This is a genomic window from Stenotrophomonas sp. JC08, from assembly GCF_052180205.1.
GTDB lineage: Bacteria > Pseudomonadota > Gammaproteobacteria > Xanthomonadales > Xanthomonadaceae > Stenotrophomonas.
Genome location: NZ_CP197473.1, coordinates 3,395,412 through 3,420,603, shown reverse-complemented (window position 1 = coordinate 3,420,603; position 25,192 = coordinate 3,395,412). Strand labels below are relative to the sequence as shown.

General features: G+C 65.9%; 21 protein-coding genes. 8 read left to right on the top strand and 13 right to left on the bottom strand.

Annotated features, from left to right (window positions below; genetic code table 11):
* The first annotated feature begins 111 nt into the window (after positions 1-111).
* Together ACSBPQ_RS15730 and eda are read left to right on the top strand one after the other, a co-directional pair.
* Complete coding sequence (locus ACSBPQ_RS15730) at positions 112-1,134, top strand: sugar kinase (protein WP_442683000.1); 1,023 nt, start codon at positions 112-114, stop codon at positions 1,132-1,134.
* Entirely contained in the window at positions 1,121-1,759 is a 639-nt protein-coding gene (gene eda, locus ACSBPQ_RS15725) for a bifunctional 4-hydroxy-2-oxoglutarate aldolase/2-dehydro-3-deoxy-phosphogluconate aldolase (RefSeq protein WP_442682999.1), read from the top strand. The genes ACSBPQ_RS15730 and eda overlap by 14 nt, the downstream gene beginning before the upstream one ends.
* A 300-nt stretch (positions 1,760-2,059) precedes the next feature.
* Here eda and ACSBPQ_RS15720 read toward each other — a convergent pair whose 3' ends face one another.
* Both ACSBPQ_RS15720 and ACSBPQ_RS15715 read right to left on the bottom strand, forming a co-directional pair.
* Positions 2,060-4,417, bottom strand: coding sequence for a DNA polymerase II (locus ACSBPQ_RS15720; RefSeq protein ID WP_442682998.1), 2,358 nt, complete (start codon positions 4,415-4,417; stop codon positions 2,060-2,062).
* Between the two features lie 90 nt (positions 4,418-4,507).
* Positions 4,508-6,628, bottom strand: coding sequence for a TonB-dependent receptor family protein (locus ACSBPQ_RS15715; RefSeq protein WP_442682997.1), 2,121 nt, complete (start codon positions 6,626-6,628; stop codon positions 4,508-4,510).
* 168 nt (positions 6,629-6,796) lie between these two features.
* Here ACSBPQ_RS15715 and ACSBPQ_RS15710 point away from each other — a divergent pair, with 168 nt between their 5' ends.
* The gene (locus tag ACSBPQ_RS15710; RefSeq protein WP_442682996.1) at positions 6,797-7,999 is read left to right on the top strand and encodes an amino acid aminotransferase; all 1,203 of its coding nucleotides are present in this window, start codon (positions 6,797-6,799) and stop codon (positions 7,997-7,999) included.
* A gap of 74 nt (positions 8,000-8,073) precedes the next feature.
* Here ACSBPQ_RS15710 and ACSBPQ_RS15705 read toward each other — a convergent pair whose 3' ends face one another.
* Positions 8,074-9,309 (bottom strand): DUF4010 domain-containing protein, encoded by a 1,236-nt coding sequence (locus ACSBPQ_RS15705; RefSeq protein ID WP_442682995.1) that lies wholly within the window; start codon positions 9,307-9,309, stop codon positions 8,074-8,076.
* Positions 9,310-9,534: 225 nt separating this feature from the next.
* On the opposite strand from ACSBPQ_RS15705, the gene ACSBPQ_RS15700 reads away from it, so the two are divergent.
* Both ACSBPQ_RS15700 and ACSBPQ_RS15695 read left to right on the top strand, forming a co-directional pair.
* Complete coding sequence (locus ACSBPQ_RS15700) at positions 9,535-10,551, top strand: class 1 fructose-bisphosphatase (protein WP_442682994.1); 1,017 nt, start codon at positions 9,535-9,537, stop codon at positions 10,549-10,551.
* Positions 10,552-10,686: 135 nt separating this feature from the next.
* Positions 10,687-11,241, top strand: a complete 555-nt coding sequence (locus tag ACSBPQ_RS15695) for an excalibur calcium-binding domain-containing protein (RefSeq protein ID WP_442682993.1) — start codon at positions 10,687-10,689, stop codon at positions 11,239-11,241.
* Positions 11,242-11,300: 59 nt separating this feature from the next.
* Here ACSBPQ_RS15695 and ACSBPQ_RS15690 read toward each other — a convergent pair whose 3' ends face one another.
* The gene (locus ACSBPQ_RS15690) at positions 11,301-12,398 is read right to left on the bottom strand and encodes a PA0069 family radical SAM protein (RefSeq protein ID WP_442682992.1); all 1,098 of its coding nucleotides are present in this window, start codon (positions 12,396-12,398) and stop codon (positions 11,301-11,303) included.
* Between the two features lie 109 nt (positions 12,399-12,507).
* Between ACSBPQ_RS15690 and cls the strand changes: the two genes are divergently transcribed.
* The 3 genes from cls to ACSBPQ_RS15675 all read left to right on the top strand — a co-directional run bounded on the left by cls (position 12,508) and on the right by ACSBPQ_RS15675 (position 15,070).
* Positions 12,508-13,968 (top strand): cardiolipin synthase, encoded by a 1,461-nt coding sequence (cls, locus tag ACSBPQ_RS15685; RefSeq protein WP_442682991.1) that lies wholly within the window; start codon positions 12,508-12,510, stop codon positions 13,966-13,968.
* Positions 13,969-14,039: 71 nt separating this feature from the next.
* Complete coding sequence (locus ACSBPQ_RS15680; RefSeq protein WP_442682990.1) at positions 14,040-14,306, top strand: hypothetical protein; 267 nt, start codon at positions 14,040-14,042, stop codon at positions 14,304-14,306.
* Complete coding sequence (locus tag ACSBPQ_RS15675) at positions 14,303-15,070, top strand: pyridoxine 5'-phosphate synthase (protein ID WP_442682989.1); 768 nt, start codon at positions 14,303-14,305, stop codon at positions 15,068-15,070. The genes ACSBPQ_RS15680 and ACSBPQ_RS15675 overlap by 4 nt, the downstream gene beginning before the upstream one ends.
* A gap of 187 nt (positions 15,071-15,257) precedes the next feature.
* Here the strand turns inward: ACSBPQ_RS15675 and ACSBPQ_RS15670 are convergent, their stop codons facing one another.
* From ACSBPQ_RS15670 to recF, 9 genes are all read right to left on the bottom strand, one after another.
* On the bottom strand, positions 15,258-15,668 hold the full coding sequence (locus ACSBPQ_RS15670) for an ExbD/TolR family protein (protein WP_442682988.1): 411 nt from the start codon (positions 15,666-15,668) through the stop codon (positions 15,258-15,260).
* A gap of 3 nt (positions 15,669-15,671) precedes the next feature.
* Positions 15,672-16,097 (bottom strand): ExbD/TolR family protein, encoded by a 426-nt coding sequence (locus tag ACSBPQ_RS15665; RefSeq protein ID WP_442682987.1) that lies wholly within the window; start codon positions 16,095-16,097, stop codon positions 15,672-15,674.
* A 46-nt stretch (positions 16,098-16,143) separates the two neighbouring features.
* A complete protein-coding gene (gene exbB, locus ACSBPQ_RS15660) occupies positions 16,144-16,887 on the bottom strand; it encodes a TonB-system energizer ExbB (protein ID WP_442682986.1) in 744 nt (247 codons plus the stop codon).
* 85 nt (positions 16,888-16,972) lie between these two features.
* Positions 16,973-17,644 carry an energy transducer TonB gene (locus ACSBPQ_RS15655; protein WP_442682985.1) on the bottom strand — a complete coding sequence of 224 codons (672 nt, stop codon included), beginning with the start codon at positions 17,642-17,644 and terminating at the stop codon, positions 16,973-16,975.
* Between the two features lie 146 nt (positions 17,645-17,790).
* On the bottom strand, positions 17,791-18,981 hold the full coding sequence (locus tag ACSBPQ_RS15650) for a tetratricopeptide repeat protein (RefSeq protein ID WP_442682984.1): 1,191 nt from the start codon (positions 18,979-18,981) through the stop codon (positions 17,791-17,793).
* A gap of 156 nt (positions 18,982-19,137) precedes the next feature.
* Entirely contained in the window at positions 19,138-19,944 is an 807-nt protein-coding gene (locus tag ACSBPQ_RS15645; protein WP_442682983.1) for a M48 family metallopeptidase, read from the bottom strand.
* A 71-nt stretch (positions 19,945-20,015) separates the two neighbouring features.
* Positions 20,016-20,855: a CPBP family intramembrane glutamic endopeptidase gene (locus ACSBPQ_RS15640; protein WP_442682982.1), complete on the bottom strand. Its 840-nt coding sequence runs from the start codon at positions 20,853-20,855 to the stop codon at positions 20,016-20,018.
* A gap of 67 nt (positions 20,856-20,922) precedes the next feature.
* Positions 20,923-23,382, bottom strand: a complete 2,460-nt coding sequence (gyrB, locus tag ACSBPQ_RS15635) for a DNA topoisomerase (ATP-hydrolyzing) subunit B (protein ID WP_442682981.1) — start codon at positions 23,380-23,382, stop codon at positions 20,923-20,925.
* A gap of 108 nt (positions 23,383-23,490) precedes the next feature.
* On the bottom strand, positions 23,491-24,594 hold the full coding sequence (gene recF, locus ACSBPQ_RS15630) for a DNA replication/repair protein RecF (protein ID WP_442682980.1): 1,104 nt from the start codon (positions 24,592-24,594) through the stop codon (positions 23,491-23,493).
* Positions 24,595-25,192: the final 598 nt, after the last annotated feature.

Here is a 25,192-nt window from a genome sequence, read left to right as displayed (position 1 = left end):
GGCAACCGGGCAGGCAGTCGGGGACAGGACAGGCGGGACAGAATCCCATATGACACCGATGGTCAAATATCCATGCCATCATTCGTACACCGACCCGTGCAGGAGTACCTGATGAGTTTCCCCCGTGTTGTCTGCTTTGGCGAGCTGCTGTTGCGGCTCGGCGCCCCCGGCAACCAGCTGCTGCTGCAGAGCCCCACCCTGGACGTGCATTGCGGCGGTGCCGAGGCCAATGTCGGCGTGTCGCTGGCGCATTTCGGCCACCAGGTGGCGATGGTCGGCGTGGTCGCCGACAACCCGCTGGGCGCGGCGGTAACCGGCGAGCTCCGCCGCCATGGCGTGGACACCGCGCGCGTGCGCCGCAGCGACGGCCGCATGGGCCTGTATTTCCTGACCACCGGCGCCGGCCACCGGCCCAGTGAAGTGGTCTACGACCGTGCCGATTCGGCCTTCGCCAATGCCACTGCCGACAGCTACGACTGGCCGGCGCTGCTGCACGGCGCGCAATGGCTGCACCTGTCCGGGGTCAGCCCGGCGCTTGGCCCGGAGGCCGCCCAGGCCACGCTGGACGCCGCGCGCGCGGCGGTGGCGCTGGGCATCAAGGTGTCCTTCGACGGCAACTTCCGGCCCAAGCTGTGGGAACGCTGGGGGGGCGACGCCCAGGCGATCCTGCGCGACCTGTTCGACTGCGCGCATATCGTGTTCGCCGACTACCGCGACATCGGCGTGGTGCTGGGCGGCGAGTTCCCGCAGGCCGACGCGCAGGCGCGCGTGGACGCGGCCGCGGCGATGGCGTTTGCCGCCTTCCCGCGCCTGCAGTACATGGCCTGCACCCAGCGCACCGCGCACAGTGTCGACCGGCATGCGCTGGGGGCGATGCTGCTCGGCCGCGATGGCACCCGCGCGGTGGCACCGGAAGAGGAGCTGACCGGCATCGTCGACCGCATCGGCGGCGGTGACGCGTTCGCTGCCGGCGTGCTGCACGGCCTGATCGAAGGCTTCGACAGCGAGGCCACGATCCGCTTCGGCCTGGCCGCCGGTTGCCTGAAGCACTCCATTCCCGGTGATTTCAACCCGGTCGGCGTGGCCGACGTGATGGCCCTGGTGGGCGAAGGAAAGTTCGATGTCCGGCGCTGATCCGCGCGTGCGCGCAGTCCTGAAACTGGCCCCGGTGATCCCGGTGTTCACCCCTGACGACATCGACGACGCGGTGCAGGTGGCCAACGCTCTGTTCCGCGGCGGCCTGCCAGTGATCGAAGTGACGCTGCGCACGCCGCGCGCGATGGAAGCGATCAAGGCGATGGTCGAGGCCGTGCCGGACGCGGTGATCGGTGCCGGCACCGTGCTCGATGCAACACAGCTGCAGCAGCTCAAGGCCGTGGGCGGGCGCTTTGCGGTCTCGCCCGGCGCCACCGAGCGGCTGTATGCGGCCGCGCGCGATGTCGACCTGCCGTTCCTGCCCGGCGTGGCCACGTCCTCGGAGCTGATGCGCGGGCTGGAGCACGGCCTGGACACCTTCAAATTCTTCCCGGCGGTACAGGCCGGCGGCGCGGCGATGCTGTCGGCCTGGAACGGGCCGTTCGGCGATGTGCGCTTCTGCCCGACCGGCGGCATCAGCGCGCAGACTGCACCGCAGTTCCTGCACCTGCCCAATGTGCTGTGCGTGGGTGGTTCGTGGCTGACCACCGGCGAGCTGCTGCGCACGCGTGACTGGGCCCGGATCGAACAGCTGGCGCGGGAAGCGGCGGTGCTGGCAGGCTGAGGCCCACGATGCGGTGGGGCGGGAGATCGCCCGCTCCACCAGACGATGTGCGGTGGGATGGCAGGCGCATCGCCGGGTGCGTCACCGGTACGAGCGGACTGGCCGGTGGATCATCCCTGAACGCCCCGGGCTGATGCCGCCTTCATAGCTTTGCGTGACTGCGTGGTTGCCGGCATCGCCACGTCGCCTTCAACCTTCCCGCCACGGGACGCGTACGTGGCAACCGGCATCGATTTCCCGCCGGATCGCCGCTGGGCGCTTCCGGTGACGCGGACGCGGCAGGAATCTGCACGCTCCACGTCAGAACAGCCCGGGCTGGCGCTCGACCAGCGTGCCGAAATCGTCCTGCACGAATGGCAGGATCGCATCGGCGACCGGCTGCAGCTGGCGGCTGAGGTAGTGCTCGTAGTCGAGTGGTGACTGCCGCACTTCCAGCGGCTCCGGGCCGTTGACGGTGATCACGTAGCTGATCCAGCCGCCGCGCTGGTACTGGCGCGGGCGGCCCATGCGGTCGTTGTAGTCGTCGGCCAGACGCGCGGCGCGCACATGCGGTGGCACGTTGCGCTGGTAGTCGTGCAGTTGCCGGCGCAGGCGCTTGCGGTAGACCAGCAGCTCGTCCAGCTCGCCGCCGAGGGTGCGGCGCACGTAGTCGCGCACATAGTCGCGGTGCGGCTGGCGCCGGAAGATGCGCTGGTACAGCCCCTGCTGGAACTGCCGGGCCAGCGGCGACCAGTCGCTGCGCACGGTTTCCAGCCCCTTGTAGACCATCTCCTCGCTGCCGTCGGCGCGTATCGCCAGCCCGGCATAGCGCTTCTTGCTGCCTTCCTCGGTGCCGCGGATGGTCGGCATCAGGAAGCGGCTGAAGTGGGTTTCGTACTGCAGCTCCAGCGCGCTGTGCAGGCCGAAGTGGTCGCGCAGATGCGTGCGCCACCAGTCGTTGACGTGCCGCACCAGTTCCTGGCCGATGCGATCGGCCTGCTCGCGGCTGTGGGCACCGCCGAGCCAGACGAAGGTGGAGTCGGTATCGCCATAGATCACCGCATAGCCCGTGGCTTCGACCAGCTCACGGGTCTGGCGCATGATCTGGTGCCCGCGCAGCGTGATCGACGACGCCAGCCGCGTGTCGAAGAAGCGGCAGCCGCTGGAGCCGAGCACGCCGTAGAAGGCGTTCATGATGATTTTCAGCGCCTGCGACAACGCCGCGTTGCGCGCGCGCTTGGCCGCCTCGCGGTTCTCGGAAATGCGCGCGACGATGGCCGGCAGGTAGTGCCGGCTGCGGGAGAAACGCGCGCCACGAAAGCCTTCCACCGACTGGCTGTCATCGGGCTGGCGCAGGCCTTCGATCAGGCCCACCGGGTCGATCAGGAAACTGCGGATGATCGACGGATACAGGCTCTTGTAGTCCAGCACCAGCACCGATTCGTACAGGCCCGGACGGGAATCCATGACGAAACCGCCGGGGCTGGCTTCGGGCGGCCTGTCGCCGAGATTGGGCGCGACAAACCCCAGCCGGTGCATCGGCGGCAGGTACAGATGGGTGAACGCGGCCACAGAGCCGCCGCTGCGATCGGTCGGCAGGCCGGTGACGCTGGCCCGTTCCAGCAGGAAGTCCAGCAATCCGGTCTTGGCGAAGATGCGCGTGACCAGTTCGCAGTCGCGCAGGTTGTAGCGCGCCAGCGCCGGTTTGTCCTCGGCGAACATGCGGTTGATCTCGTCCATGCGCTGGTACGGCGTGGTGATGTCCTTGCCCTCGCCAAGCAGGCTCTGCGCCACGCTTTCCAGACTGAAGGATTCAAAGCTCCACGTGGCCGAGCGCAGCGCCTCGATACCGTCGATGATCAGCCGCCCCGCCGCCTCGGCGAAGTAGTGGTTGCGGCTGCCATGTTCGCGCCAGCCCATCACATCGCCGCCGCGCCCCAGCCGCAGCGGCACACCCAGCCGGCGCGCCTGCTCATGCAGCACGCGCAGGTCGAACTGCACCAGGTTCCAGCCGATGATCGCATCGGGGTCATGCCGTGCCAGCCACTGGTTGAGCGCTTCCAGCAGCTGCGCGCGGGTATTGCAGTAGTCGAGGTTGAAGTCGACCTCCGCGCTGCGGTTGGGCGGGCCGAGCATGTACACCTGCCGCTGGCCGCAACCTTCCAGGGCAATGGAGTACAGCTCGCCGGTGGCGGTGGTCTCGATATCCAGCGATGCCAGCTTCAGTGTCGGGCGATAGTCCGGGGCGGGCTTCATCCGCGCCTGGCGCAAGCCGCCGTCCGCGTCCGGGGTACCGCCAAACCACACCGGAGCGGTGATGAAGCGCTCCATCAGGTAGCGCTCGGGCGGGCGGATATCGGCTTCGTAGACATCGATGCCGGCCTTGCGCAGGCGCTTTTCCAGCGCCATCAACTGCCGGTGCTGGCGGGTGTAAAGCCCCAGCACCGGCCGATGCTGGAAATCGCGCAGTGGCAACGGGCGCAGTTCGATGCCGCGCTCGTTCTTCAACAGCGCCGTGGCCGCCAGTCGCTGCGCTTCGGGAATGAACAGCACCGAGGCCTGCGGCGGCAGGCGGATCTGCCGCGGGCCGTCATCGGTGGCCAGCCAGAAGCTGACCTCGGTGCCGGCCGGGGTATCGCGCCAATGCCGGGTCAGGACGAACCCCTGCTGTAATTCCACCACCGCAACCCTGCAACCGAAGAAGAAAGCGACTCTACGCGCCCGCCGCGCAATCCATGCGACTGGCCGTACGCGGGATCGGCGGCCGGTTCAGCGGGCCCATTGCCACTGCAGGCCCAGGGTAACGCTGCGGTCCGGGCCGGGCTCGCAGTAACGGCGGTTGCCGTCGTTGACGATCACCGAGCCGATGTAACGCCGGTCCAGCACATTGTCCAGCCGTGCGAACGCGCGCAGCTGGCCGCGGGCGGTGTTCCAGTGCCGCGCCAGTTCCAGGTTCAACAGGGCATAGCCGGGCGCCCGGGCATCGCCCAGATCGTTGACCCCGACCGCGCTGGCGGCCACCGCTTCGGCCGCCCACTGCCAAGGCCCCGGCTGCCATTGCCAGCGCGCGAACCCCTGCTGCTGCGGCACGCCCGGCAGGCGCGTGCCCGCCGCCACCGGATTGCCCGGTCGCAGGCAGGGGGCGGGCAGCCCGGTGCAGGTCAGATAACCTTCGCGCACCGTGGCCTGCAACCAGGTCCAGGCCAGCTGCAGCTCCTGCGCGGCACCGATGGGCTGCCGCCACTCCAGCTCCACGCCCTGGCGGCGGGTGGCGCCGATATTGCGATAGCTGCTGCGGCCCCCGGCATTCACCACCACCGCCAGCTCGTTGTCGCTGTCGGCGCGGAACAGCGCCAGCTCCAACCGCGCACCGCTCTGTGATCGCCACTTGCCGCCGAACTCGTAATTGCGGCTGGTGGCCGCAGCCAGATCCAGCGCCAGCCCGGCACCGCCATCGGCACGGTAGCCGAGCTCGTTGAAGGTCGGCGTCTCGAAACCGCGCCCGGCCGAGGCGTACAGCCGCAGGTTGTCATTGGCATGGAACACCAGCCCGGCCACCGGCGTGGTCGCCGCGTAGTCGCGACGGCCGCTGTCATCGGGATTGGCAGCGGTGACGTAGCGATCCTCGGAGCGGAACCGCACTTGGCTGTGGCGCGCACCCAGCAGCACCGAGGCGCGTGGGCTGAACTGCCACCAGGCCTGCGCGAACCGGTCGATGTTTTCGACCCGGTCCCGCTGGTCGCGGCGCAACCGGCCCTTGATCCCCAGCGTGCTGCCGACGAAGTTCTCATAACCGCTGCGATGCTGGCGCTGGCGGTCGGCATTGGCACCGAACACCAGTTCCAGCGGTTGCCCGGCCAGTGTGCCGTGCCAGGCCCAGCGCGCGTCCACGCCGCCGTAGCCGCTGTCCAGATCGATCACCCCGCCCGAGTGCAGCGGGCTGTTCTGCGGCCCCGGCGGGATCGCCAGGAACTGCTCGACGGCGCGCTGCCCGGCATAGCCCATCAGCCGCCAGGTCTGCTGCTCGCGCTGGAGTGTGTAGACCGCGCCGGCCTGCTGCTGCGCCACCGATTTGCGGGTGTTGTACTGCCGTGCCACGGCCGTGGCCTGACGCGGGTTGCGGCGGACCTGCTCGCGATCCAGGCCCAGCGGGTCCTGTGCCTGCGGTGCGTCGAAAACGTTGAACAACAGATCCAGCCGCTGCCCGGCGGCCAGATCGAATCCCAGCCGGGCGTTGAGCGATTCGCGCCGGGCGGCGCTGTGCTCACGCCAGCCCGCGGTACGGAAGTGGTTGGCGGCCACGTTGTAGCGCATCGCCGCGGCCTGGCCCTTGAGCTGCACACCGGTGCTGGAACTGGCATGGCTGCCGACGCTGCTGCGCAGCCGCCACGGATCACCGGCCTGGCCGTCGCCACTCCACAGCTGCAGCACGCCGCCGGAAGAGTTGCCGTGCAGCGCCGAGAACGGCCCGCGCAGCACCTCGATGCGTTCGGCGCCGAGCAGGTTGAAATGCGCCAGCTGGCCCTGACCGTCGGGCATCGTCGCCGGCACCCCGTCCACCAGCAGGCGCACGCCGCGCACACCGAAGGTGGAGCGCGCGCCGAAGCCGCGGATCGACAGCTGCGTGTCCTGGGCGAAGTTCTGCCGCTCGCGCAGCAGCAGACCCGGCACGCCGGCCAGCACCTCGGACACCAACGCGCCGCGGCCATTGGCGTCTTCCAGCGCCGTCACCGTGGTCAACGACGCGGGCAGGTCGAACGCCTCCACCGCGTGGACCCGCGCCGCTTCCACCTGCACCCGGTCCAGGGTCTGCGGCGAGGCCGCCTGCAGCGTGCCGGGCAAGGCCAGCAGCAGCGCGGGCAGCACGAAAAACCGCTTATATGCTGTCATCGCGCAATGATCGCCGATACCGCGTGGCAACGGCAGCGGTCCGGCCCCGAAGTTCCAGCTGAAACGCCTGCGGCCACAGGCTTCCCGCCCTGTTAGGATGATGCGGTTCTGTGCGCCGCGAACGTTCGCGCCAGGCATCCCCTCCCACCACTTGATACGAGTATCGCCGTGTCCTTCTTTGCAAACGTGGAACAGGTTCCAGGCGACCCGATTCTGGGTCTGACCGAGGCATACAACGCTGACAACCGTCCGACCAAGGTCAACCTTGGGGTGGGCATCTACTACGACGAAGAAGGCCGTATCCCGCTGCTGCGCGCCGTCAAACAGATCGAGCAGCAGCTGGCCGCCGACGCCAAGCCGCGCGGCTACCTGCCCATCGACGGCCTGGCCACCTACACCAGCGCCACCCGCGAGCTGGTGTTCGGCAAGGAGTCGGAACTGGTCGCTGCCGGCCGCGTCGCTACCACCCAGACCGTGGGCGGTTCCGGCGCACTGCGCGTGGGCGCCGAGCTGCTGGCCCACACCCTGCCGCACGCCACCGTGGCCATCTCCAACCCGAGCTGGGAAAACCACCGAGCGGTGTTCACCGCCGCCGGTTTCAAGGTCGTCGACTACACCTATTTCGACGCCGCCAGCCACGGCCTGGATTTCGACGGCATGCTCGCCGACCTGGCCAAGCTGGAGCCGGGCACCACCGTCCTGCTGCACGCCTGCTGCCACAACCCGACCGGTGCGGACCTGACCGAAGCGCAGTGGAAGCAGGTCGCCGCGCTGCTGAAGGAACGCCAGCTGTTCCCGTTCATCGACATGGCCTACCAGGGCTTCGACAAGGGCATCGCCGAGGACGGCGTGGCCGTGCGCATCGTCGCCGAGGCCGGCATCGACAGCTTCATCGTCGCCAACTCCTACTCCAAGTCGTTCTCGCTGTATGGCGAGCGCGTAGGCGGGTTGTCGGTGGTGGCCGCCACCGCCGGGCAGACCAAGGCGGTGCAGTCGCACATCAAGCGCATCATCCGCACCATCTATTCCAGCCCGTCCACCCACGGTGCCGCACTGGTCGCCGGCGTGCTCGGCAGCACCGAGCTGCGCGCGATGTGGGAAGAAGAGCTGGGCCAGATGCGCAACCGCATCCACCGCCTGCGCGCCGAGCTGGTGGCCAAGCTGGCCGAGAAGGGTGCGCCGCAATACCGCTTCATCCAGCAGCAGGCCGGCATGTTCTCCTATTCCGGCCTGAGCCGCGCCCAGGTGGATACGCTGCGTGACGAGTACGGCATCTACGCCGTCGGCACCGGCCGCATCTGCGTGGCCGCGCTGAGCCAGAAGAACCTGGACTACGTGGCCAAGGCGGTGTGCGCGGTCAGCCGCAGCTGATCGACGCCAGCTGTTGCATGGAATAGCCCGGGCCTGCCCGGGCTTTTTTGTGGCCGCTACGGAAGACGCACCCGTCAGACGGTCACGCCCCAGGTCACCAGCACCGCGGACAGCACCATCGCCGCCAGGCCGATGGCGACCCCCGCGCCGTAACGCGCCCCGCCACTGGCGAAGGCAAGCACCGACTTGGACAGTGATGCCGAAGCCAGCAACGCCACCACGCCCCAGCGTGCCTGCTCCAGCTCCAGCCCGCCTGAGGCGGTGAGCGCGGCGATACTGGCCGCCGCCGCGTGCAGCTCGGCCAACGCGGCAAGGGTGGCGCCGGTGAGTGCGCCGGCCTGCCCGAACAGTTGCCGCAATCCCTCCGACAGCAGCAGCACAACCGCAATGGCCAGCGCGATCATCAGCGCATGACGCAGCTGGAAGGCGCTGCGCGCCGGCCCCTGCGGTACCGTTTCATCGGCCACATGCCGCAGGCCCAGCGCCGAACCGGCCAGCAGTGCCAGCGCCGCCGCCAGCAGTGGCCAGGCGGTGGCGCGCAGCAGCTCGATCGAACTGGTGCCGATGACCGCCGCAAACAGCAGCAACGACGCCAGATTGGCCAGCAGCGCCGCGGCCACCGACGGCAGCACCAGCGCCGGCGCGGCACGGCTGCTGCGGCCGAAGCCGGCCACCGCCGCGGTGGAGGAGGCGAAACCGGAGAAGAAACCGGCCACCGGCAATCCCCGGCGCGCGCCCACTGCCCGCAGCGCGACATGCCCGAGCATGCCCACGGCCATCACCAGCACCACGATCTGCCACAGCTTGGACGGCACCAGCACGCCCCACGGATCCACCGCGGTATCCGGCAACAGGGGCAGCACCACCAGCGCACAGGCGGCCAGCAGCAGCGCATCGCGCATTTCCCCGTCGCTGATCCATTCACGGCTCAGCCGTGCCAGCGGCGCCTTGGCCCACAACAGGATCGCCACCACCACGCCCAGCGCCGCGGCCAATGCCGGTTGCTGCAAGGACAGACCGCCCAGCAGCACCGTGGTCAACAGCGCGATCTCGCCGGTCAGACCCGGGTCCTGGCGGGCGGTGATGCGGTAGCTGGTCCACGCCAGTACCGCCACCGCCAGCAGCGCCGCCACGAACACCGCCTGACCCAGCAGCAGCGCCGCAGCGCCCAGCAACGCCGTCAGCGTGTGGGTGCGCACGCCCGCCTGCAGACTGTGCTGCCCACCGTGCTGGCGCTCGCGCACCGCGCCGACCAGCAGGCCGATGCCCAAGGCGGTCAACAGACCGTGCGTGACCTGGTTCCAATCCATCGTGATCTCCCGGCAAGGTCCTGCATGGTACGGAGCCTGTGGATAAAGCCAATGCCCGCGGCGCCGGCCCTGCATCGTTATCCGCAGCCGGCGTTGCAGGCGAGAGGCGAGGGTGGCGCGCTGTCCCCCTTGTCCTGCCAACGTCAGAATTTGACCGAGGCTCGAAAAAAACCGGCCCAGCCATGACAATAGCGGTCCCATTTTCCCCCAAGGCAGTTGCCGTCCATGTCCCGTACATCGTTGACCCGCTTCCTGATCGAAGAACAGCATGCCCAGCGCATCAGCGCCAACCTGCGCCAGCTGGTGGCGGTGGTGGCACGGGCCTGCACCAGCATCTCGATCGCGGTGAGCAAGGGCGCGCTGGGCGGCGTGCTCGGAGATGCCGGCACCGGCAACGTGCAGGGCGAGGCGCAGAAGAAGCTGGACGTGATTTCCAACGACATCCTGCTTGAAGCCAACGCCTGGGGCGGCCATCTGGCGGCCTGCGCCTCGGAGGAAATGGACCACAGCCAGCCGATGCCGGCCGAATATCCCCACGGTGATTTCCTGCTGCTGTTCGATCCGCTCGATGGCAGCTCCAACATCGATGTGAACGTCTCCGTCGGCACCATTTTCTCGGTGCTGCGCGCGCCCAAGGGTGTGGATAAGCCTGGGGATGAGCACTTCCTGCAGGCCGGCACCGAGCAGGTCGCCGCCGGCTACTGCATCTACGGACCGAGCACCATGCTGGTGCTGACCCTGGGCCATGGCACCCATGCCTTCACCTTGGACCGGGAGACCGGCGAGTTCGTGCTGACCCGGCGCGACATGCAGATCCCGGCCGATACCCAGGAGTTCGCCATCAACATGTCCAACCAGCGCCACTGGGAAGCGCCGATGCAGGAGTACGTGGCCGACCTGCTGGCCGGCAAGGAAGGCAGCCGCGGCAAGAACTTCAATATGCGCTGGATCGCCTCGATGGTGGCCGACGTGCACCGCCTGCTCACCCGCGGCGGCATCTTCATCTACCCGTGGGACAGGAAGGACCCGTCCAAGGCCGGCAAGCTGCGCCTGATGTACGAGGCCAACCCGATGGCGATGCTGGTCGAGCAGGCCGGCGGTGCCGCCACCAATGGCCGCCAGCGCATCCTCGACATCGCCCCGGAGCAGCTGCACCAGCGCGTGCCGGTGTTCCTCGGCAGCCGCAACGAAGTGGCCGAAGCCACCCGCTACCACAGCGAATTCGACGCCAAGAGCGCCTGAAGCAGGCTCCAGCCAGGGCTGTCATCCGCATGCGGGCCATCTCCCGCATGCGGACTGCGTGTGCATGGATAGAATGGCGTCGACATGCGCCCACCGCGTGCAGCCACATCAACCGCAATGACAGGGACACGTCCAATGCGCACTCATGGTACGGTCGTACGCTGGAACGAAGCGCGCGGCTTCGGCTTTGTCCGTCCTGCCGGCAAAGATTCCGAATTGTTCATCCATATCTCGGCATTTCCACGCGGCGGACCGGCCCCCTGCGTCGGTGAGTTGATTTCGTTCGAGATCGACACCTCCGCCGAGAAGCCTCGAGGCATCAACGTGCAGCGCACGGCGGCACTGCAACCCAAGGCCACATCCGGGACGGCCCGTTCCAGGCAGCCCAAGCGCTTATTTCCGATCCTGTCTTGGATGGCTGGCGCACTGGTTGTCATCATCGCCGTCACTCTACTGCTGCCACGCCTGACCCCCTTGCTGTCGGCGACATCTGCAATGACAGCAACGGACAGCACGGACAACGCCCGTCCCTCCCCGCAATCCACGCCCCGCTATCGCTGTGATGGGCGCACCCATTGCTCGCAGATGACCTCATGCGCGGAGGCTACCTGGTTCATCCGGAATTGCCCGTCCACCCAGATGGATGGCGATGGTGATGGTGTCCCCTGCGAGACCCAGTGGTGCAATTGAGCGCCACCTCCGGATTATCTGGGTGACAGCCAAGCCCGCCCTGGAAAAAGCGCCATGGATCAGAACAGTTCCCCCTGCGGCGACGGCTTCTTCGGCGGCAGGGGGGCGATGAACTTGCTGCAATCCAGCCATGGCCACTGCTGGCGCGAGGCATTGAAACCCAGCCGTTTGCTGGCGAGTTTGAAACGGTTGGCCAGCAGGTCGGCATAGGCCCCTTCGCCGCGCATGCGCTTGCCGAAGCGGCTGTCGTAGTCCTTGCCGCCGCGCAGCTGGTTGACGGTGCTCATCACATGCTCGGCACGCTGTGGATGGTGTGCGTGCAACCAGTCGCGGAACAGTGGCGCCACTTCATATGGCAGCCGCAGCAGCACATAGCCGGCGCTGCTCGCGCCGGCCTCGCGCGCGGCTTCCAGCACCGATTCCAGTTCGGCGTCGTTGATCCATGGAATCACCGGCGCCACCATCACCCCTACCGGAATGCCGGCCTCGGCCAGCCGTCGCATCGCCCGCAATCGTGCGTGTGGGGCCGAGGCGCGCGGTTCGAGTTTGGCCGACAGATGCGGATCCAGCGAGGTCACCGAGAAGTGCACGCTCACCAGCTGCTGCGCGGCCAGTGGCGCCAGCAGGTCGAGGTCGCGTTCGACCAGTGCGTTCTTGGTGATCAGCGAGAACGGATGCCGGGTTTCGGCCATCACTTCGATCAACTGGCGGGTAATCCCCAGCTTGCGCTCGATCGGCTGGTAGGCATCGGTATTGATGCCCAGCGCGATCGGCTGCGGCACGTAGCCGGGCCGGGCCAGTTCCTTGCGCAGCAGCTCGGCAGCATTGGTCTTGGCGAAAATCCTGGTTTCGAAATCCAGACCCGGTGACAGGTTGAGATAGGCGTGGGTGGGTCGGGCAAAGCAGTAGGAACACCCGTGCTCGCAGCCCCGGTAAGGGTTGACCGACTGGTTGAAACCCACATCCGGCGAACTGTTGCGGCTGATGATGCTGCGCGCGGTTTCCGCACGCACGTCGGTACGCAGGCGTGGTGCGGCGAACTCCTCGCTCGCGTCCTCCGCCCAGCCGTCATCGACCGCTTCGGTGGTCAGGGTTTCGAAACGGCCGGGCAGGTGGCTGCTGCTGCCGCGGCCTTTGATCGGGGGCGGTGTGTGCATGCGCCTACGCTAGCGCGCTGCCGTCGCATCTGTCGCGATCGGGTGATTCAGCAAGGTGACAAAGCGCACCCGGCACACCCCGTGCCTGGAGCGTGGCTAGAATCGCCCCATGCGCGACACCCTCGATTCCCTGTGGACGTCCCTGTCCTCCATGGTCTGGCTGACCGAAGCACTGGTGATCACCTACGTGGTCTACCTGCTGCTGCTGGCCTGCTACATCGTGCTGCAGAAACGCGAGCCGGTGGCGACGCTGAGCTGGCTGCTGTCGCTGGCCGCGCTGCCGTACATCGGCCTGCTGGTGTTCTACCTGTTCGGCCCGCAGAAGATCACCCGCCAGCGTCTGCGCCGCGGCCGTTCACGTGAAGGCATGAGCACCTACAGCCTCGTGTGCCCGGCGGACGGGCACTGCGACGAGCTGACCCGGGTAGGGCAGGCCACCACTGGCCTGGCACCCAGCACTGCAACCGGGGTGGACTGGCTGGTGGACGGCGCGGCCACCTATGCGGCGATCCTGGCAGCCATCGCCGCTGCCCGGCGCCATGTGAACCTGGAGTACTACATCTTCGAACCCGACCATGCCGGCACCGCGTTGCGTGATGCGCTGGTCGCGCGCGCCCGTGACGGGATCAAGGTACGGCTGCTGCTCGACGCGGTAGGTTCATCGAAGATCAAGCGGCGATTCCTGCAGCCGTTGCTGGACGCCGGCGGCGAGGTCGCGTGGTTCCATCCCCAGCAACTGCTCAAGCCGTTCAAACGCCCCTGGCTGAACCTGCGCACGCACCGCAAGCTGGTCATCGTCGATGGCGAAATCGCCTTCACCGGTGGCATCAATATCACCGATGCCGAAGACGAAAGCCGCAATGCCGATGCCTACCGCGACCTGCACATGCGTATCCGCGGCCACGTGGTGCGCAACCTGCAACTGGTGTTCCTGGAAGACTGGATCTATGCCACCGGCCAGGACAATACGCGTTTCGAACAGGCCGACCTGTTCCCCACCAGCGTGCCGGCGCGCGCCGAGGGGAGCATCAATGCGCAGGTCCTGATCTCCGGGCCTGACTCGGCATGGGAGCCCATCCACCGTCTGCACGTGGGTGCCATCCACGAGGCCCGACAGCGGGTCTGGCTGGTCACCCCGTACTTCGTCCCCGGCGAGGCCGCGCGGATGGCGCTGACCTCGGCGGCCCTGGGCGGGCTGGACACGCGCCTGCTGGTGCCCCGGCAGAGTGACTCGTGGCTGGTCACCCTGGCCGCGCGCTCCTACTTCAACGAGCTGTTGGAAGCGGGGGTACGCATCTACGAATACGGTCCGCGCATGCTGCACAGCAAGGCTTTCATCGCCGATGACGACACCTGCATCGTCGGCACCGCCAATTTCGACCACCGAAGTTTCCGGCTGAACTTCGAGCTGTCGATGATGTATACCGATCTCACACTGACACGGCAGCTGGATGCCATCCTTCGTGCCGAGTTCGAACGGGCGACCGAGGTGAAACCGGACCGGGTGCGCTCACTGTGGCGCCACCGCCTTCCGGAAGCCTTTGCACGGCTGGCCTCGCCGTTGCTTTGAAGCGTCGGCGGCCGACGTGGAACCCCGGCCGCCGACGCCGTTACACTTCACTGCTGGATGGGGAGGTCATCATGTACTGGTTGTTCCTGCTGCTCGCGCTGATGGCGTTCCTGCTCGCCATTTCCACCACGCAGACCTGGCTGCTTGCGCTGGCGCTGCTGGCGGCGCTGGTGTTCATGCTGTTGTGGGTGCGGGGCCTGTACATCGCCCGCGTCGGCGGCGTCATCTCCGACACTCCGCGCGCCCTGTATCCGGCCGAGCTGCAGGCACTGCGCGAGAAGTACCGTACCGGCGCCGCAGCGGCTCCGGACCATTCCCGGGAGCAGTCGCCGTCATGACCCAGCTCAGTGTCAACGTCAACAAGATCGCCGTGCTGCGCAACTCCCGCGGTGGCGGTGATCCGGATGTGGTGCGCGCGGCCATGACCTGCCTACGCGCCGGTGCGCACGGCATCACCGTGCATCCGCGTCCGGACCAGCGCCACATCCGCGCCGATGATGTCTATGCCCTGTCCGAACTGACCCGCCAGCACGGCGTCGAATTCAATATTGAAGGCAACCCGTTCGCGCCGCCCCGGCCCGGCTATCCCGGATTGCTGGCGCTGTGCGAGCAGACCCGTCCCGCGCAGGCCACGCTGGTGCCGGACGGCGACGGCCAGCTGACGTCCGATCACGGCATCGATTTCAGCCGCGATGGCGAACGCCTGCGACCGCTGATCGCCACCCTCAAGCAGTACGGCTGTCGGGTGAGCCTGTTCGTGGATGCCGGCAATCCGGAGATCGCGCAGGCCGCGGCGCTGGGCGCCGACCGTGTCGAGCTCTATACCGGCCCCTATGCCGAAGCCTTTGTCGAAGGTGACCTGCCGGCGACGCTGGCGCTGTTCAGTGATGCCGCACGCCGCGCCCAGGCCGCCGGTCTGGGGGTCAACGCCGGCCATGACCTGTCCCAGGACAATCTGGGCACCTTCCTCGACGCGGTGCCGGATGTGCTGGAGGTCTCCATCGGCCACGCGCTGATCAGCGAAGCGCTGTACGAAGGCCTGGAAGACACGATCGGCGGCTATCTGGCCACGATCGCCGCAGCGCGGCCGCACGACGCCTGAAGCAGCGGCATGTGATCCACAGGTAGCGCTGATCCCCGCTGCAACCGAAGCCTGATCGATCCTGCTCCGGACAGCGGCTCCGCCCGCGCCGTCGACGCGAATCGACGGACGTCTTTGTCCACATAAAAAAAAACGCCCCCGATTGCTCAGGGGCGTTTTCCAGTCGCGTCATGACTTGAGCGTTACGTCACTGCACGAAACCGATCTTGATCATCCGGGCGTTCTTGGCCTGGGCCAGAATCTTGGCCATGACCTCGTACTCCGAATCCGGATTGGCGTCGATACGAAGCTCCGGCTGGTTGGTCGGATCCTTCTGCACTTCCTCTTCCATCCGCTGCTGCAGCTCGGACACGTTTACCGGACTGTTGTTCCAGTAGACTTGGTTGCTCGCGTCCACCCGCAGGTCGATCGGCGGCGGCGGTTCCTTCAGCTGCGGCGGCGGGTTGATGACCCGCTGCGGCAGGTCCACGGCGATCGGATACGTCATGATCGGCGCGGTCACGATGAAGATGATCAGCAGCACCAGCATCACGTCCACGAGGGGCGTGACGTTGATGTCGGCCATGGGGCCCTTGTTTCCACCACTACTGAAAGACATGGCTTATTGCCCCTTTTCTTTGGTGGCAACGAAACCGACGTCCAGCATGCCCTGGCCCTGCGCGATCTTGGTCACTTCGTTGATCACTTTCATCTTGGTGGTCCTGTCACCACGCAAGTTGAGCGGCGGCTGCGGCGTCTGCTGTGCCGCGGTCGCGAAGCGCGATTCCAAGGTCTCCTTGGAGACCTCTTCATCGTTCCAGTAGATCGAGCCGTCTTCCTTGACTGCTACCGTGATCGGGCTCGAACGCTTCTCGGCATCCTCTGAATTGATATTCAGATTGGCCTGCGGCAGCTCGACCTGGACCTTGTGGGACATCAGGGGAGCCGTGATGATGAAGATGATCAGCAGTACCAGCATCACGTCCACGAGGGGGGTGACGTTGATGTCGGCCATCGGGCCGCTGCTGTTGTCACTACTGAAAGCCATAACGGGCTCCGTCTATATCGTTGCGAGGACTGCTTGGCTTGCCGGATCAGCGAACGCGCGAACCGGTGGCGAAGAAGTCGTGCAGATCGTGCGCGAAGGTGTCGAACTTGCTGACGGTCGCGCTGTTGATCTTGCTGAAGAAGTTGAAGGCGAACACGGCCGGGATAGCCACGAACAGACCGATCGCGGTCATGATCAGGGCTTCACCCACCGGGCCGGCAACGGCGTCGATCGAGGCCGAACCGGTGGCACCGATCTTGATCAGCGCGCCGTAGATGCCCCACACGGTACCCAGCAGACCCACGAACGGGGCGGTCGCACCGACGGTGGCCAGCAGGATCATGCCACCCTGCAGGTTGTTGGATTCACGGGTCACCGCCTGACGCAGGGCACGATCAACGAACTCCGAGCGGCTCAGCGTTTCGGAAGTACCGGCCTGCTGGTGGTGGGCGGCCGCCTGGGCAGCATCCAGGGCGATCTTGGAGAACGGCTCGGAAGCCGGCTGTTCTTCCATCGCACGGATGGCGTCCTGTGCGTTCGGTGCATCCCAGAACAGGCCCGGCACACGTGCGGCGGCGGACTTCAGACGGGTGCTGCGGAAGATGTTGATGACGGTCCAGTACCAGGACATGGCCGACATGAACACCAGGGTCAGCAGCACCACCCACGAAACGGCGAACTCACCCGGCTGGGAAGTCATTTCGTGGAGCAAGTGCTCGAAACCCATTTGCGAGAGGGCGTTGTTTGCGTTGCCCCCGGCAGCAGCGGCGATGAAAATTTCCTGCAGCATGACGCTTACCTTTGTTGTGTGTGGTGTTAAAGGGTGTAGCTAAAGTGACCTGTTCCGGTGGCGGCCGCGCCGGCCGCCACATGGATCAGCTCAGCGCAAAGTTGACCGGGACGCGGACGCGACCAGCTGCCTTCGTTCCACCGCTCTGGGCGGGATTGAACTTCCACTTGCGCGCCGCTTCCATTGCAGCTCGGTCGAGATCGCGGTTGCGACTGGACTTCTCGACGGACACATTGGTGACGTTGCCGTTGGCATCGACATCAATGATCAGGATGACCTCGCCCTGGATACCGGCACGGAAAGCGGCCGGCGGGTAACGCGGCGGGTTCATGTTCTTGGACGAGATGTCCACGCTGGCCTGGATGTCGACCGGCGGAGCCGGCGGCGCTGGCGGAGCCGGCGGCGTCACCACGTCATTGGGACGCGGTTCCGGCACGTCGACCACCGGGGCTTCCGGCGGCGGCGGCAGCGGCGACGGCTTCGGCGGAGCCAGGTTCTTGACCGGCGGCGGCGGGATGTCCTGCGGCGGCGGCGGCGGCGGTGGCGGCGGCGGTGGCGGCGGGGCGTCGACCAGCGTCACCATGACGTTGCGTTCTTTTTCCGCAGCGGCCTTCGGGGCCACGGCAGGAATCAGAAGCATCATCAGGGCTGCAAGGTGGAGGGCGATTACAAATGCGATACCGACGATGCGGGGCCAGCTCAGACCCTTCTCTTTCTCGTCGTCATACCTGTGGTGGAAGACCAGTTGTTCCGTCATGCGCCAAGAGCTCTGTAGTGGGGTCGGGAAGGCGTTGATCTGCCCGCCCTGATTCAGCGGTGCATGACACCGCAGGAACCTCCAAGCTTATACCAATCCTGACCGGCTGCGCATCAGATGTGCAGCCGTTCAGGCGTTATTCCTACTTACTTCAGATTGATGATTCTGTTTGCATCGGCGGGGTTTTTCACCCCCTTGGCCAAGGCGTCACGGGCGGCCTGTTTCGCTTCGGGGATACGCCCCTCGCCATGCAGCACACGTGCCAGATTCAGATACGTCTCACCGTTGGGTGACAGCGGGGCGGCCTTCTTCCATGCGTCGATCGCCTGCGACACCTGCTCGGTGTAGTAGTAGGACTGCGCCAGTGCCAGGTAAACCTGATAGTCCGGCTTGAGGATGCCCTTGGACAGGCCCTCGTTGATCACCGCAATGACGTCCTGTTCCTTGTTATCGGTGTTGGCATAGATCGAGTACAGCTGCTTGTACTCGCGCTCTTCGGTGAGCAATCCAGCCGCACGCAGTTTGTCCATCACCGCGGCAGCCTTGTCCATGTCGTCGGCCTGCATGTACATGCTGGCCAGATTCAGTTGGGTCTTCTTGTCATCCGGATTGCGGGCAGCCAGCGCCTCGGCTTCCTTCACCGCCTCGCCGGTCTGGCCGGCCTCGGCGTAAGCGGCCATCAGCAACTGATTCCAGTTGTCCTTCGGCTCGGGCGAGGCGGCGATGGCCGCCTTCAGCACCGGGATCGCCTCGGCGTACTTCTCGGACTGGTACAGGGCCTGGCCCTTGATGATCAGTTCCTCGGGCTTGTTCGACTTGGACTCGGCGAAGTACTTGTCGATGTTGGACAGGCCTTCGGCGTACTGGTCGTCCTGCAGCTGCAGCTGGGCCAGCATCAGCAACGCCTGGTAGTGGCCGTTGTTGTCCAGCTGGTTCAGCGCGACCGCCTGCTGCAGGTACTGCTTGGCGGCGGCGTTGTCATCCAGGTTGTAGGCCGCCTGCGAGGCCAGCTGGTTGGCCACGGCCTTGTCGTAATCGTTGGCGTTGTCGGCGGCGATGATCTCATCGGCCAGCGCACGGGTCTGCTCGTAGTCGTCCTTGTTGTAGGCGGCGAACAGCTTCTGCAGCTTGCTGCCCATCTTCGAGGACGGCTTGCCGCCGGGTTCGGTACGGGTGGCCTCCGGGAACAGCACCTCGGCCTTCGCACTGCTCTTGCCGCGACGCTCGTTGCGATCGGAAGAACGCGCCTGGGCGAAAGCATCGGCAACCACCACGCCACCGAGCACGGTGGCAACCAGAACGGAAAGCAGCGCTTTCTTGGGGTTGTGGGAAATCATGGTTTACCTCGATGAAACCGCCGCGGCGGTACTGGAAACAGACGCGTTGAAAAAATGCAGAGCCGGCAAACGTACCAGAAAAGAATTGGCGGAGAAATCACTTCCGATGCTGTAGCGCATCAATCCGGTGGCCCGCAGTCGCCGGGATGCCATCGCTCAGCCGCAACGCGGGGTCCGTCCGGCTTGCCGGGCCTGCTGGAAAACAGGCTGCAGTGCGGGCACATCGCGCTGCAGTTCGCTGATGCGGTTGGCCGGGTCGGGGTGGGTGGACAGCCACTCCGGTGAACGGTTGCCACTGGCAGCCATCATGTTCTGCCACAGGTTCGCCGCCTGCGCCGGATCGAAGCCGGCCTCGGCCATCAGCCGCTGGCCCACCACGTCCGCTTCACTTTCCTGGGTGCGCGAACCCGGCAGCAGGATCAGCCCCTGCGCGCCCATGCCGCCGATCTGGTTGACCGTGCTGGCCGCGCCTTCGCCGTAGGCGGCACCGGCAAGCGCGCCGAGAATGCCGAGGCCGAGCTGGGTGTTCTGCTGGCGGGTCAGGCGCTCTTCGTGGTGGCGCGAGATCACATGGCCGATCTCATGGCCGATTACCGCCGCCAACTGGTCCTGGTTTTTCGCCACGCTGAAGATGCCGGTGTTGACGCCGACCTTGCCGCCCGGCAACGCGAACGCATTGGGCTCCTTGTCCACAAACAACGCCGCCTCCCAACGTACGCCACGGTACTGTTGGGGAAGCTGGGCGACCAGCGCATTGACCACACATTGCACGTAGCTGTTCTGGACACTGTCACGGCTGAGTGGCTGCTTGCCCTTGATTTCTGCAAACGCCTGCGCACCGAGCTGGTCCAGCTGCTGCTGGGAGACACCGCCGACGACCTGGCGCCGCCCGGTCGGCGACGTGGTGGTCGCACAGGCGCTGAGCAATGCGGCAATAACAATGGTGGCGATGAGCGGCTTCACGGCAGTCCCCCTTGGTTCATGGGCGCAGTGTGCGGCCATAAGACTTAATTTTCCGTCAATCCGTCGCTGGACTACGGCGTGCCGGACAGCACCAGGGCTGTCAGCGCGATGGCGTTGTTGATGCCGTGCGCGGCAATGGCGGCCCACAACGTGCCGGTGCGGCGGTAGAGCCACGCGAATGCGGCCCCCATACCGCCATAGATCAACCATAGCTGGAGGATTTCCGCCGGGCCGTTGGCGCTGCTACCGGGAATCTCATGCATCAACGCGAAGGCGGCGCTGCTCAGAACAAGGCCCAGCACGGGCCGGCCGGCGGCGCTGAGGCGTCCGAACAGCACCCGGCGGAACAGCAGCTCCTCATAGGCCGGCGCCAGCACCACCGCGAATACCACCAGGAACACCGGGAAATTCGCCAGCGCCTGTTCCATCAACGGCAGGTTGGTCGGCAGCGGTTCGATCCCGAGCTGCCGGGCCGCCCAGCCGATCAGGCTGGTTCCGGCAAAGACGCAGGCCGCTACCAGCAACGTCCATCCCCAGGTGCTTGCGCGCCGCAGTGCCTGCAGCGAACTCGTTCTTTCCAGCGCGTTGGCCGGGCGCCGCCAGAAGTACAGCAGCAGGGCGGCACCGCCGGTGGAAACCAGCGCGATCAGCAGCTGGGTCAAGGCGCCGGGTTGTCCCAGCAAGTGCGCCATGTCGGCCGCCGCCGGTGGCGCGGCACCCGTACGGGCGGCGTCAAGGCCCATATGGAATGCGCGCCACAGGCCCCACGCCAGGCTGCACAGCAGGCTCAGTCCCAGCAGGGTGGCCGCGCCGATCAGCAGGTCAAGGAAGAAACCCCCGACCGGCGATCCCCTCTGTGGACCGGTGGAAGACGCATCGGGAGAGGAGGGAAGCGGGGGCAGGGCGGACATCTCGTTCCTTTGCCGGGCAGGAAGGCGGGCGACGCAACCATGCGCGCCCGCAGTCACATGCGCTGGATCAGATATCCAGGTTCATCGCCTTCAGCGCGTTGTCCTCGATGAAATCGCGGCGCGGCTCGACCACGTCCCCCATCAGGGTGCTGAAGATCTGGTCGGCTTCCACCGCATCCTCGATGCGCACCTGCAACAGCCGGCGTGTATCCGGGTTCACCGTGGTATCCCACAGCTGTTCAGGATTCATTTCACCCAGGCCCTTGAAGCGCTGGATCTGGCGGCCCTTCCTGGCTTCTTCCATCAACCAGGCCTGGGCCTGGGCGAAACCGGTGATCTGGCTGCTGCGGTTGCCCCGGTTGATGGTGGCACCTTCGCGCACCAGCCCGTGCAGCAGTTGCGAGGCCTTGTGCAGTGCCCGCAGCTCGCCGGATTCAAATGCGGCCAGCGGCAGCACCTGGATCAGCTCTTCGCCCATGTGGCGGCGGGTGACCAGCACCGCGGCCGGACGCTGTTCGGTCGGCTCCTGCAACTCCAGTGTGTAGCGCGGGGTACCGATGCTGCCCTGGTTCAGGCGGGCGGCCAGCGCATCCAGCCCTTCGCCGTCGGCCGGATTGCGCAGGTGTTCCAGATCCATCGGGGTGAAATCGACCAGTGCCTCCAGCAGGCTGCGGTCGTAACGGTGAGCATTGCGCTCGATCGCGTCCTGCGCGGCGGCGTAGGCCATCAACAGGCTTTCCAGCGCCACGCCTTCGATCGGCGGCTCGCCGTTGGCCGGGATCAGTGCGGCGTTTTCCACCGCGTTGTTGGCCAGATAGGCGTCCAGGGCCGGATCGTCCTTCAGGTACAGCTCGGACTTGCCCTGCTTGATCTTGTACAGCGGCGGCAGGCCGATGTAGACGTAACCACGCTCGATCAGTTCCGGCATCTGCCGGTAGAAGAACGTCAGCAGCAGCGTGCGGATGTGTGCGCCGTCGACGTCGGCGTCGGTCATGATGATGATCTTGTGGTAACGCAGCTTGTCCGGGTTGTATTCGTCGCGGCCGATGCCGGTACCCAGCGCGGTGATCAGCGTACCGACCTGATCGGAGGCCAGCATGCGGTCGAAGCGCGCACGTTCCACGTTGAGGATTTTGCCACGCAACGGCAGCACCGCCTGGTTCTTGCGATTGCGGCCCTGCTTGGCCGAGCCACCGGCCGAGTCACCCTCGACGATGAACAGTTCCGACAGCGCCGGGTCTTTTTCCTGGCAGTCGGCCAGCTTGCCCGGCAGGCCGGCGATATCCAGCGCGCCCTTGCGGCGGGTCAGGTCGCGGGCCTTGCGCGCGGCCTCGCGGGCGCGGGCGGCATCGACGATCTTGCCGGCGATGGCCTTGGCCTCGTTCGGGTTCTCCTGCAGGAAGGCTTCCAGACGCTGGCCGAAGGCGTTTTCCACTGCCGGGCGCACGTCCGAGCTGACCAGCTTTTCCTTGGTCTGGCTGGAGAAGCTCGGGTCGGGCACCTTCACCGACAGCACCGCGATCATGCCTTCGCGCATGTCATCGCCGGTCAGGCTGATCTTGGCCTGCTTGGCGATGCCGTTCTGCTCGATGTAATTGCTCAGCACACGGGTCAGCGCGCCGCGGAAACCGGCCAGGTGGGTGCCGCCATCCTTCTGCGGGATGTTGTTGGTGAAGCAGTACATCGTTTCCTGGTAGGAATCGGTCCACTGCAGCGCCACGTCGACCACGATGCCGTTGTGTTCGCCAACCACCGAGATCACGTTCGGATGCAGCGGGGTCTTCAACTGCGCCAGATGCTCGACGAAGCTCTTGATGCCGCCTTCGTAGTGGTAATCGTCGCGGCGGCCCTCACCACGCTCATCATTCAGGGAAATCTTGACGCCCGAGTTGAGGAAGGAGAGCTCACGCAGGCGGCGGGCCAGGATCTCGTAGTGGAACTCGATGTTGTCGTTGAAGGCCTTCGCCGACGGCCAGAAGCGCAGGGAAGTGCCGCGCCGCGTGGTGGGCTCCAGCTTCTGCAGCGGGCCCTTGGCCGCGCCATCGCCGAACTCCTGCTGGTAGTGGATGCCGCCCTGGTAGATGTCCAGCAGCAGCTTTTCCGACAGGGCATTGACCACGCTGACACCGACGCCGTGCAGGCCGCCGGAAACCTTGTAGCTGTTGTCGTCGAACTTGCCGCCAGCGTGCAGCACCGTCATCACCACCTCGGCCGCCGATACCTCGCGGCCGAGCTTCTGGCTCATCTGTTCGTGCTTGCCAACCGGGATGCCGCGACCGTTGTCCGAGACCGACACCGAGCCATCGGCGTGGATCGTCACCGAGACATTGTCGGCGTGGCCGGCGAGGGCTTCGTCAATGGAGTTGTCAACGACCTCGAACACCATGTGGTGCAGACCGGTGCCGTCATTGACGTCACCGATGTACATGCCGGGACGCTTGCGGACCGCCTCCAGACCTTCCAGGGCGGTGATGCTGTTGGCGTCGTAGTTGCCATTGCTGGCCGGGGTGTTCTGTTCTTCGCTCATTGCGCTTGCCATAGGCTCCGCAGGTCGTGCCGGCAGTGGGCGCCGGGCACGGGAAATAGGGGATTGCGGCGAAATTATACCAGCCGGGCCTTGAGCCGCCGGAATCGCTCACTCCAGCAGCTGGATCGCCGCATGTTCCACGTGGAACCTGGTGTAGGTGCTGCCCCATTCCTCCAGCAGCGCCGGCGGTTCGGTCGCGGTAATGAACACCTGGGCCGGCGTCCGCTGCAGATGCTCCAGCACACGCTGCTGATGGGGACGGTCCAGCTCCGAGGCCAGATCATCCAGCGCGATCACCGGCCAATCACCACGTTCGGCCGCATGATCGCCCGCCTGCGCCAACAGACACGCCAGCGCCGTCAGCTTGGCCTGTCCCCTGGAAAGCCCCTCGCGCCCGGGAATCTGTGCAAATTGCACGTTCCAGTCGGCCCGATGGGGGCCTACGGAGGTGTGGCCTGCGAGGCGATCCCGCTCGCGCGCCAGCAGCAGCGCATCGGCCAGGCCCATTTCCTGACGTCGCCAACCCGGTTGCAGCTCCAACGCCTGCAATTCCAGTGACGGCGCGATCTCGCAGGCGATCTGTCCGGCCCGCTCCTGCAGGCGGTCCAGGTAGTGCTGGCGATGGGATGTCAGCGCCGTGCCGGTTTCGGCGAGCTCATGGTCCCACGGATCCAGCAATCCACCGCCGGCACCACTCTTGAGCAGGGCATTGCGCTGCTTCAACGCCCGGCTGTAGCGCCGCCACAGGGAAAGAAAATCCGGTTCCACGTGGAACAACCCCCAATCGAGGAAGCGTCGCCGCGATTCACTGCTCCCACTGACCAGTGCATGGCTGCCCGGCTCAAAGGTAACAACCGCCAGGGCCGCACACAGCACCCCCAGCTGGGAAACATCCTCGCCATCCAGCCGCCCGCGCCAGCTCTGCCCGTTATGGGCCAATCCCGCGCGTCGCCGCACGCCCGCGCCACCGCCGGGTGCCGCCTGCTCCTCCCACTCCACAAAGACATCCAGCCCATCGGCCCCTTTCTGTACCAGCCCATCACGCACACGGCCCCGAAAGCTGCGCGCGTAGGCCATCAGGTGCAGTGCCTCAAGGATGCTGGTCTTGCCTGCACCGTTGTCACCGGTGATCAGATTGATACCCGGGCGAGGGGAGAACTCCACCGAATCAAACCGGCGGACACGGTTCAGGGCTACACGGACGATATGCATTGACGCTCGGAGGAAGACACGGAGCAGCTGCGCGTTTCGCGGCTGACAGGCGAGCAGCTTAAAGCATCCCCGTGATGCCGACGGCCAGCCCGTGCTCCCGTTTTCCTACGACAGCAGGCGGTGGCATTTCTCCAGATCCGGGGAACATCCCTCACGAAACTCCGACAGATTTCAAGAAATCCGCCCCGGAACCGGAAGGAACAAAGTGGGGGACAAGCCCTGTGTATAAGTAACGCAGTCTGTGGATAAAAACGCAGATCAAAGCCGGAATTTACTTATCCACTCTTATCCACAGCCTCCAGGACTACTTTTACCCCGCCTTTCGCAATATAAAATCCATTTAAATTCAATAACATAGTGGAGTTCTACATGAAATCTGCCTCTACCATCACCACCTAGCTTTAGATTTATTCTCAGATTTAAAGCATAGAGCGAAGGAAACCGAGACTAGAAAATCAGGCAAGGGAGATTGCGTGAACTTTTTCAGCGTGGTGACCGGAAATCCGGAATTTCAAAAGCAGCAGTTCAGCTGCCGTATCACTCGGGTTCTCGGCGCCGTTGAATACATCCTGGCTGCGGAGGTCTGCGACACAGTGGG

Excerpts from the sequence above, each read along its gene's own strand:
- ACSBPQ_RS15690 (WP_442682992.1), bottom strand. The coding sequence starts at position 12,398 with ATGCACACACCGCCCCCGATCAAAGGCCGCGGCAGCAGCAGCCACCTG.
- gyrB (WP_442682981.1), bottom strand. The coding sequence starts at position 23,382 with ATGAGCGAAGAACAGAACACCCCGGCCAGCAATGGCAACTACGACGCC.
- ACSBPQ_RS15670 (WP_442682988.1), bottom strand. The coding sequence starts at position 15,668 with ATGTCTTTCAGTAGTGGTGGAAACAAGGGCCCCATGGCCGACATCAAC.
- ACSBPQ_RS15700 (WP_442682994.1), top strand. The coding sequence starts at position 9,535 with ATGTCCCGTACATCGTTGACCCGCTTCCTGATCGAAGAACAGCATGCC.
- ACSBPQ_RS15730 (WP_442683000.1), top strand. The coding sequence starts at position 112 with ATGAGTTTCCCCCGTGTTGTCTGCTTTGGCGAGCTGCTGTTGCGGCTC.
- ACSBPQ_RS15650 (WP_442682984.1), bottom strand. The coding sequence starts at position 18,981 with ATGATTTCCCACAACCCCAAGAAAGCGCTGCTTTCCGTTCTGGTTGCC.
- ACSBPQ_RS15705 (WP_442682995.1), bottom strand. The coding sequence starts at position 9,309 with ATGGATTGGAACCAGGTCACGCACGGTCTGTTGACCGCCTTGGGCATC.
- recF (WP_442682980.1), bottom strand. The coding sequence starts at position 24,594 with ATGCATATCGTCCGTGTAGCCCTGAACCGTGTCCGCCGGTTTGATTCG.
- ACSBPQ_RS15715 (WP_442682997.1), bottom strand. The coding sequence starts at position 6,628 with ATGACAGCATATAAGCGGTTTTTCGTGCTGCCCGCGCTGCTGCTGGCC.
- exbB (WP_442682986.1), bottom strand. The coding sequence starts at position 16,887 with ATGCTGCAGGAAATTTTCATCGCCGCTGCTGCCGGGGGCAACGCAAAC.
- ACSBPQ_RS15680 (WP_442682990.1), top strand. The coding sequence starts at position 14,040 with ATGTACTGGTTGTTCCTGCTGCTCGCGCTGATGGCGTTCCTGCTCGCC.
- ACSBPQ_RS15675 (WP_442682989.1), top strand. The coding sequence starts at position 14,303 with ATGACCCAGCTCAGTGTCAACGTCAACAAGATCGCCGTGCTGCGCAAC.
- ACSBPQ_RS15655 (WP_442682985.1), bottom strand. The coding sequence starts at position 17,644 with ATGACGGAACAACTGGTCTTCCACCACAGGTATGACGACGAGAAAGAG.
- eda (WP_442682999.1), top strand. The coding sequence starts at position 1,121 with ATGTCCGGCGCTGATCCGCGCGTGCGCGCAGTCCTGAAACTGGCCCCG.
- ACSBPQ_RS15695 (WP_442682993.1), top strand. The coding sequence starts at position 10,687 with ATGCGCACTCATGGTACGGTCGTACGCTGGAACGAAGCGCGCGGCTTC.
- cls (WP_442682991.1), top strand. The coding sequence starts at position 12,508 with ATGCGCGACACCCTCGATTCCCTGTGGACGTCCCTGTCCTCCATGGTC.
- ACSBPQ_RS15640 (WP_442682982.1), bottom strand. The coding sequence starts at position 20,855 with ATGTCCGCCCTGCCCCCGCTTCCCTCCTCTCCCGATGCGTCTTCCACC.
- ACSBPQ_RS15665 (WP_442682987.1), bottom strand. The coding sequence starts at position 16,097 with ATGGCTTTCAGTAGTGACAACAGCAGCGGCCCGATGGCCGACATCAAC.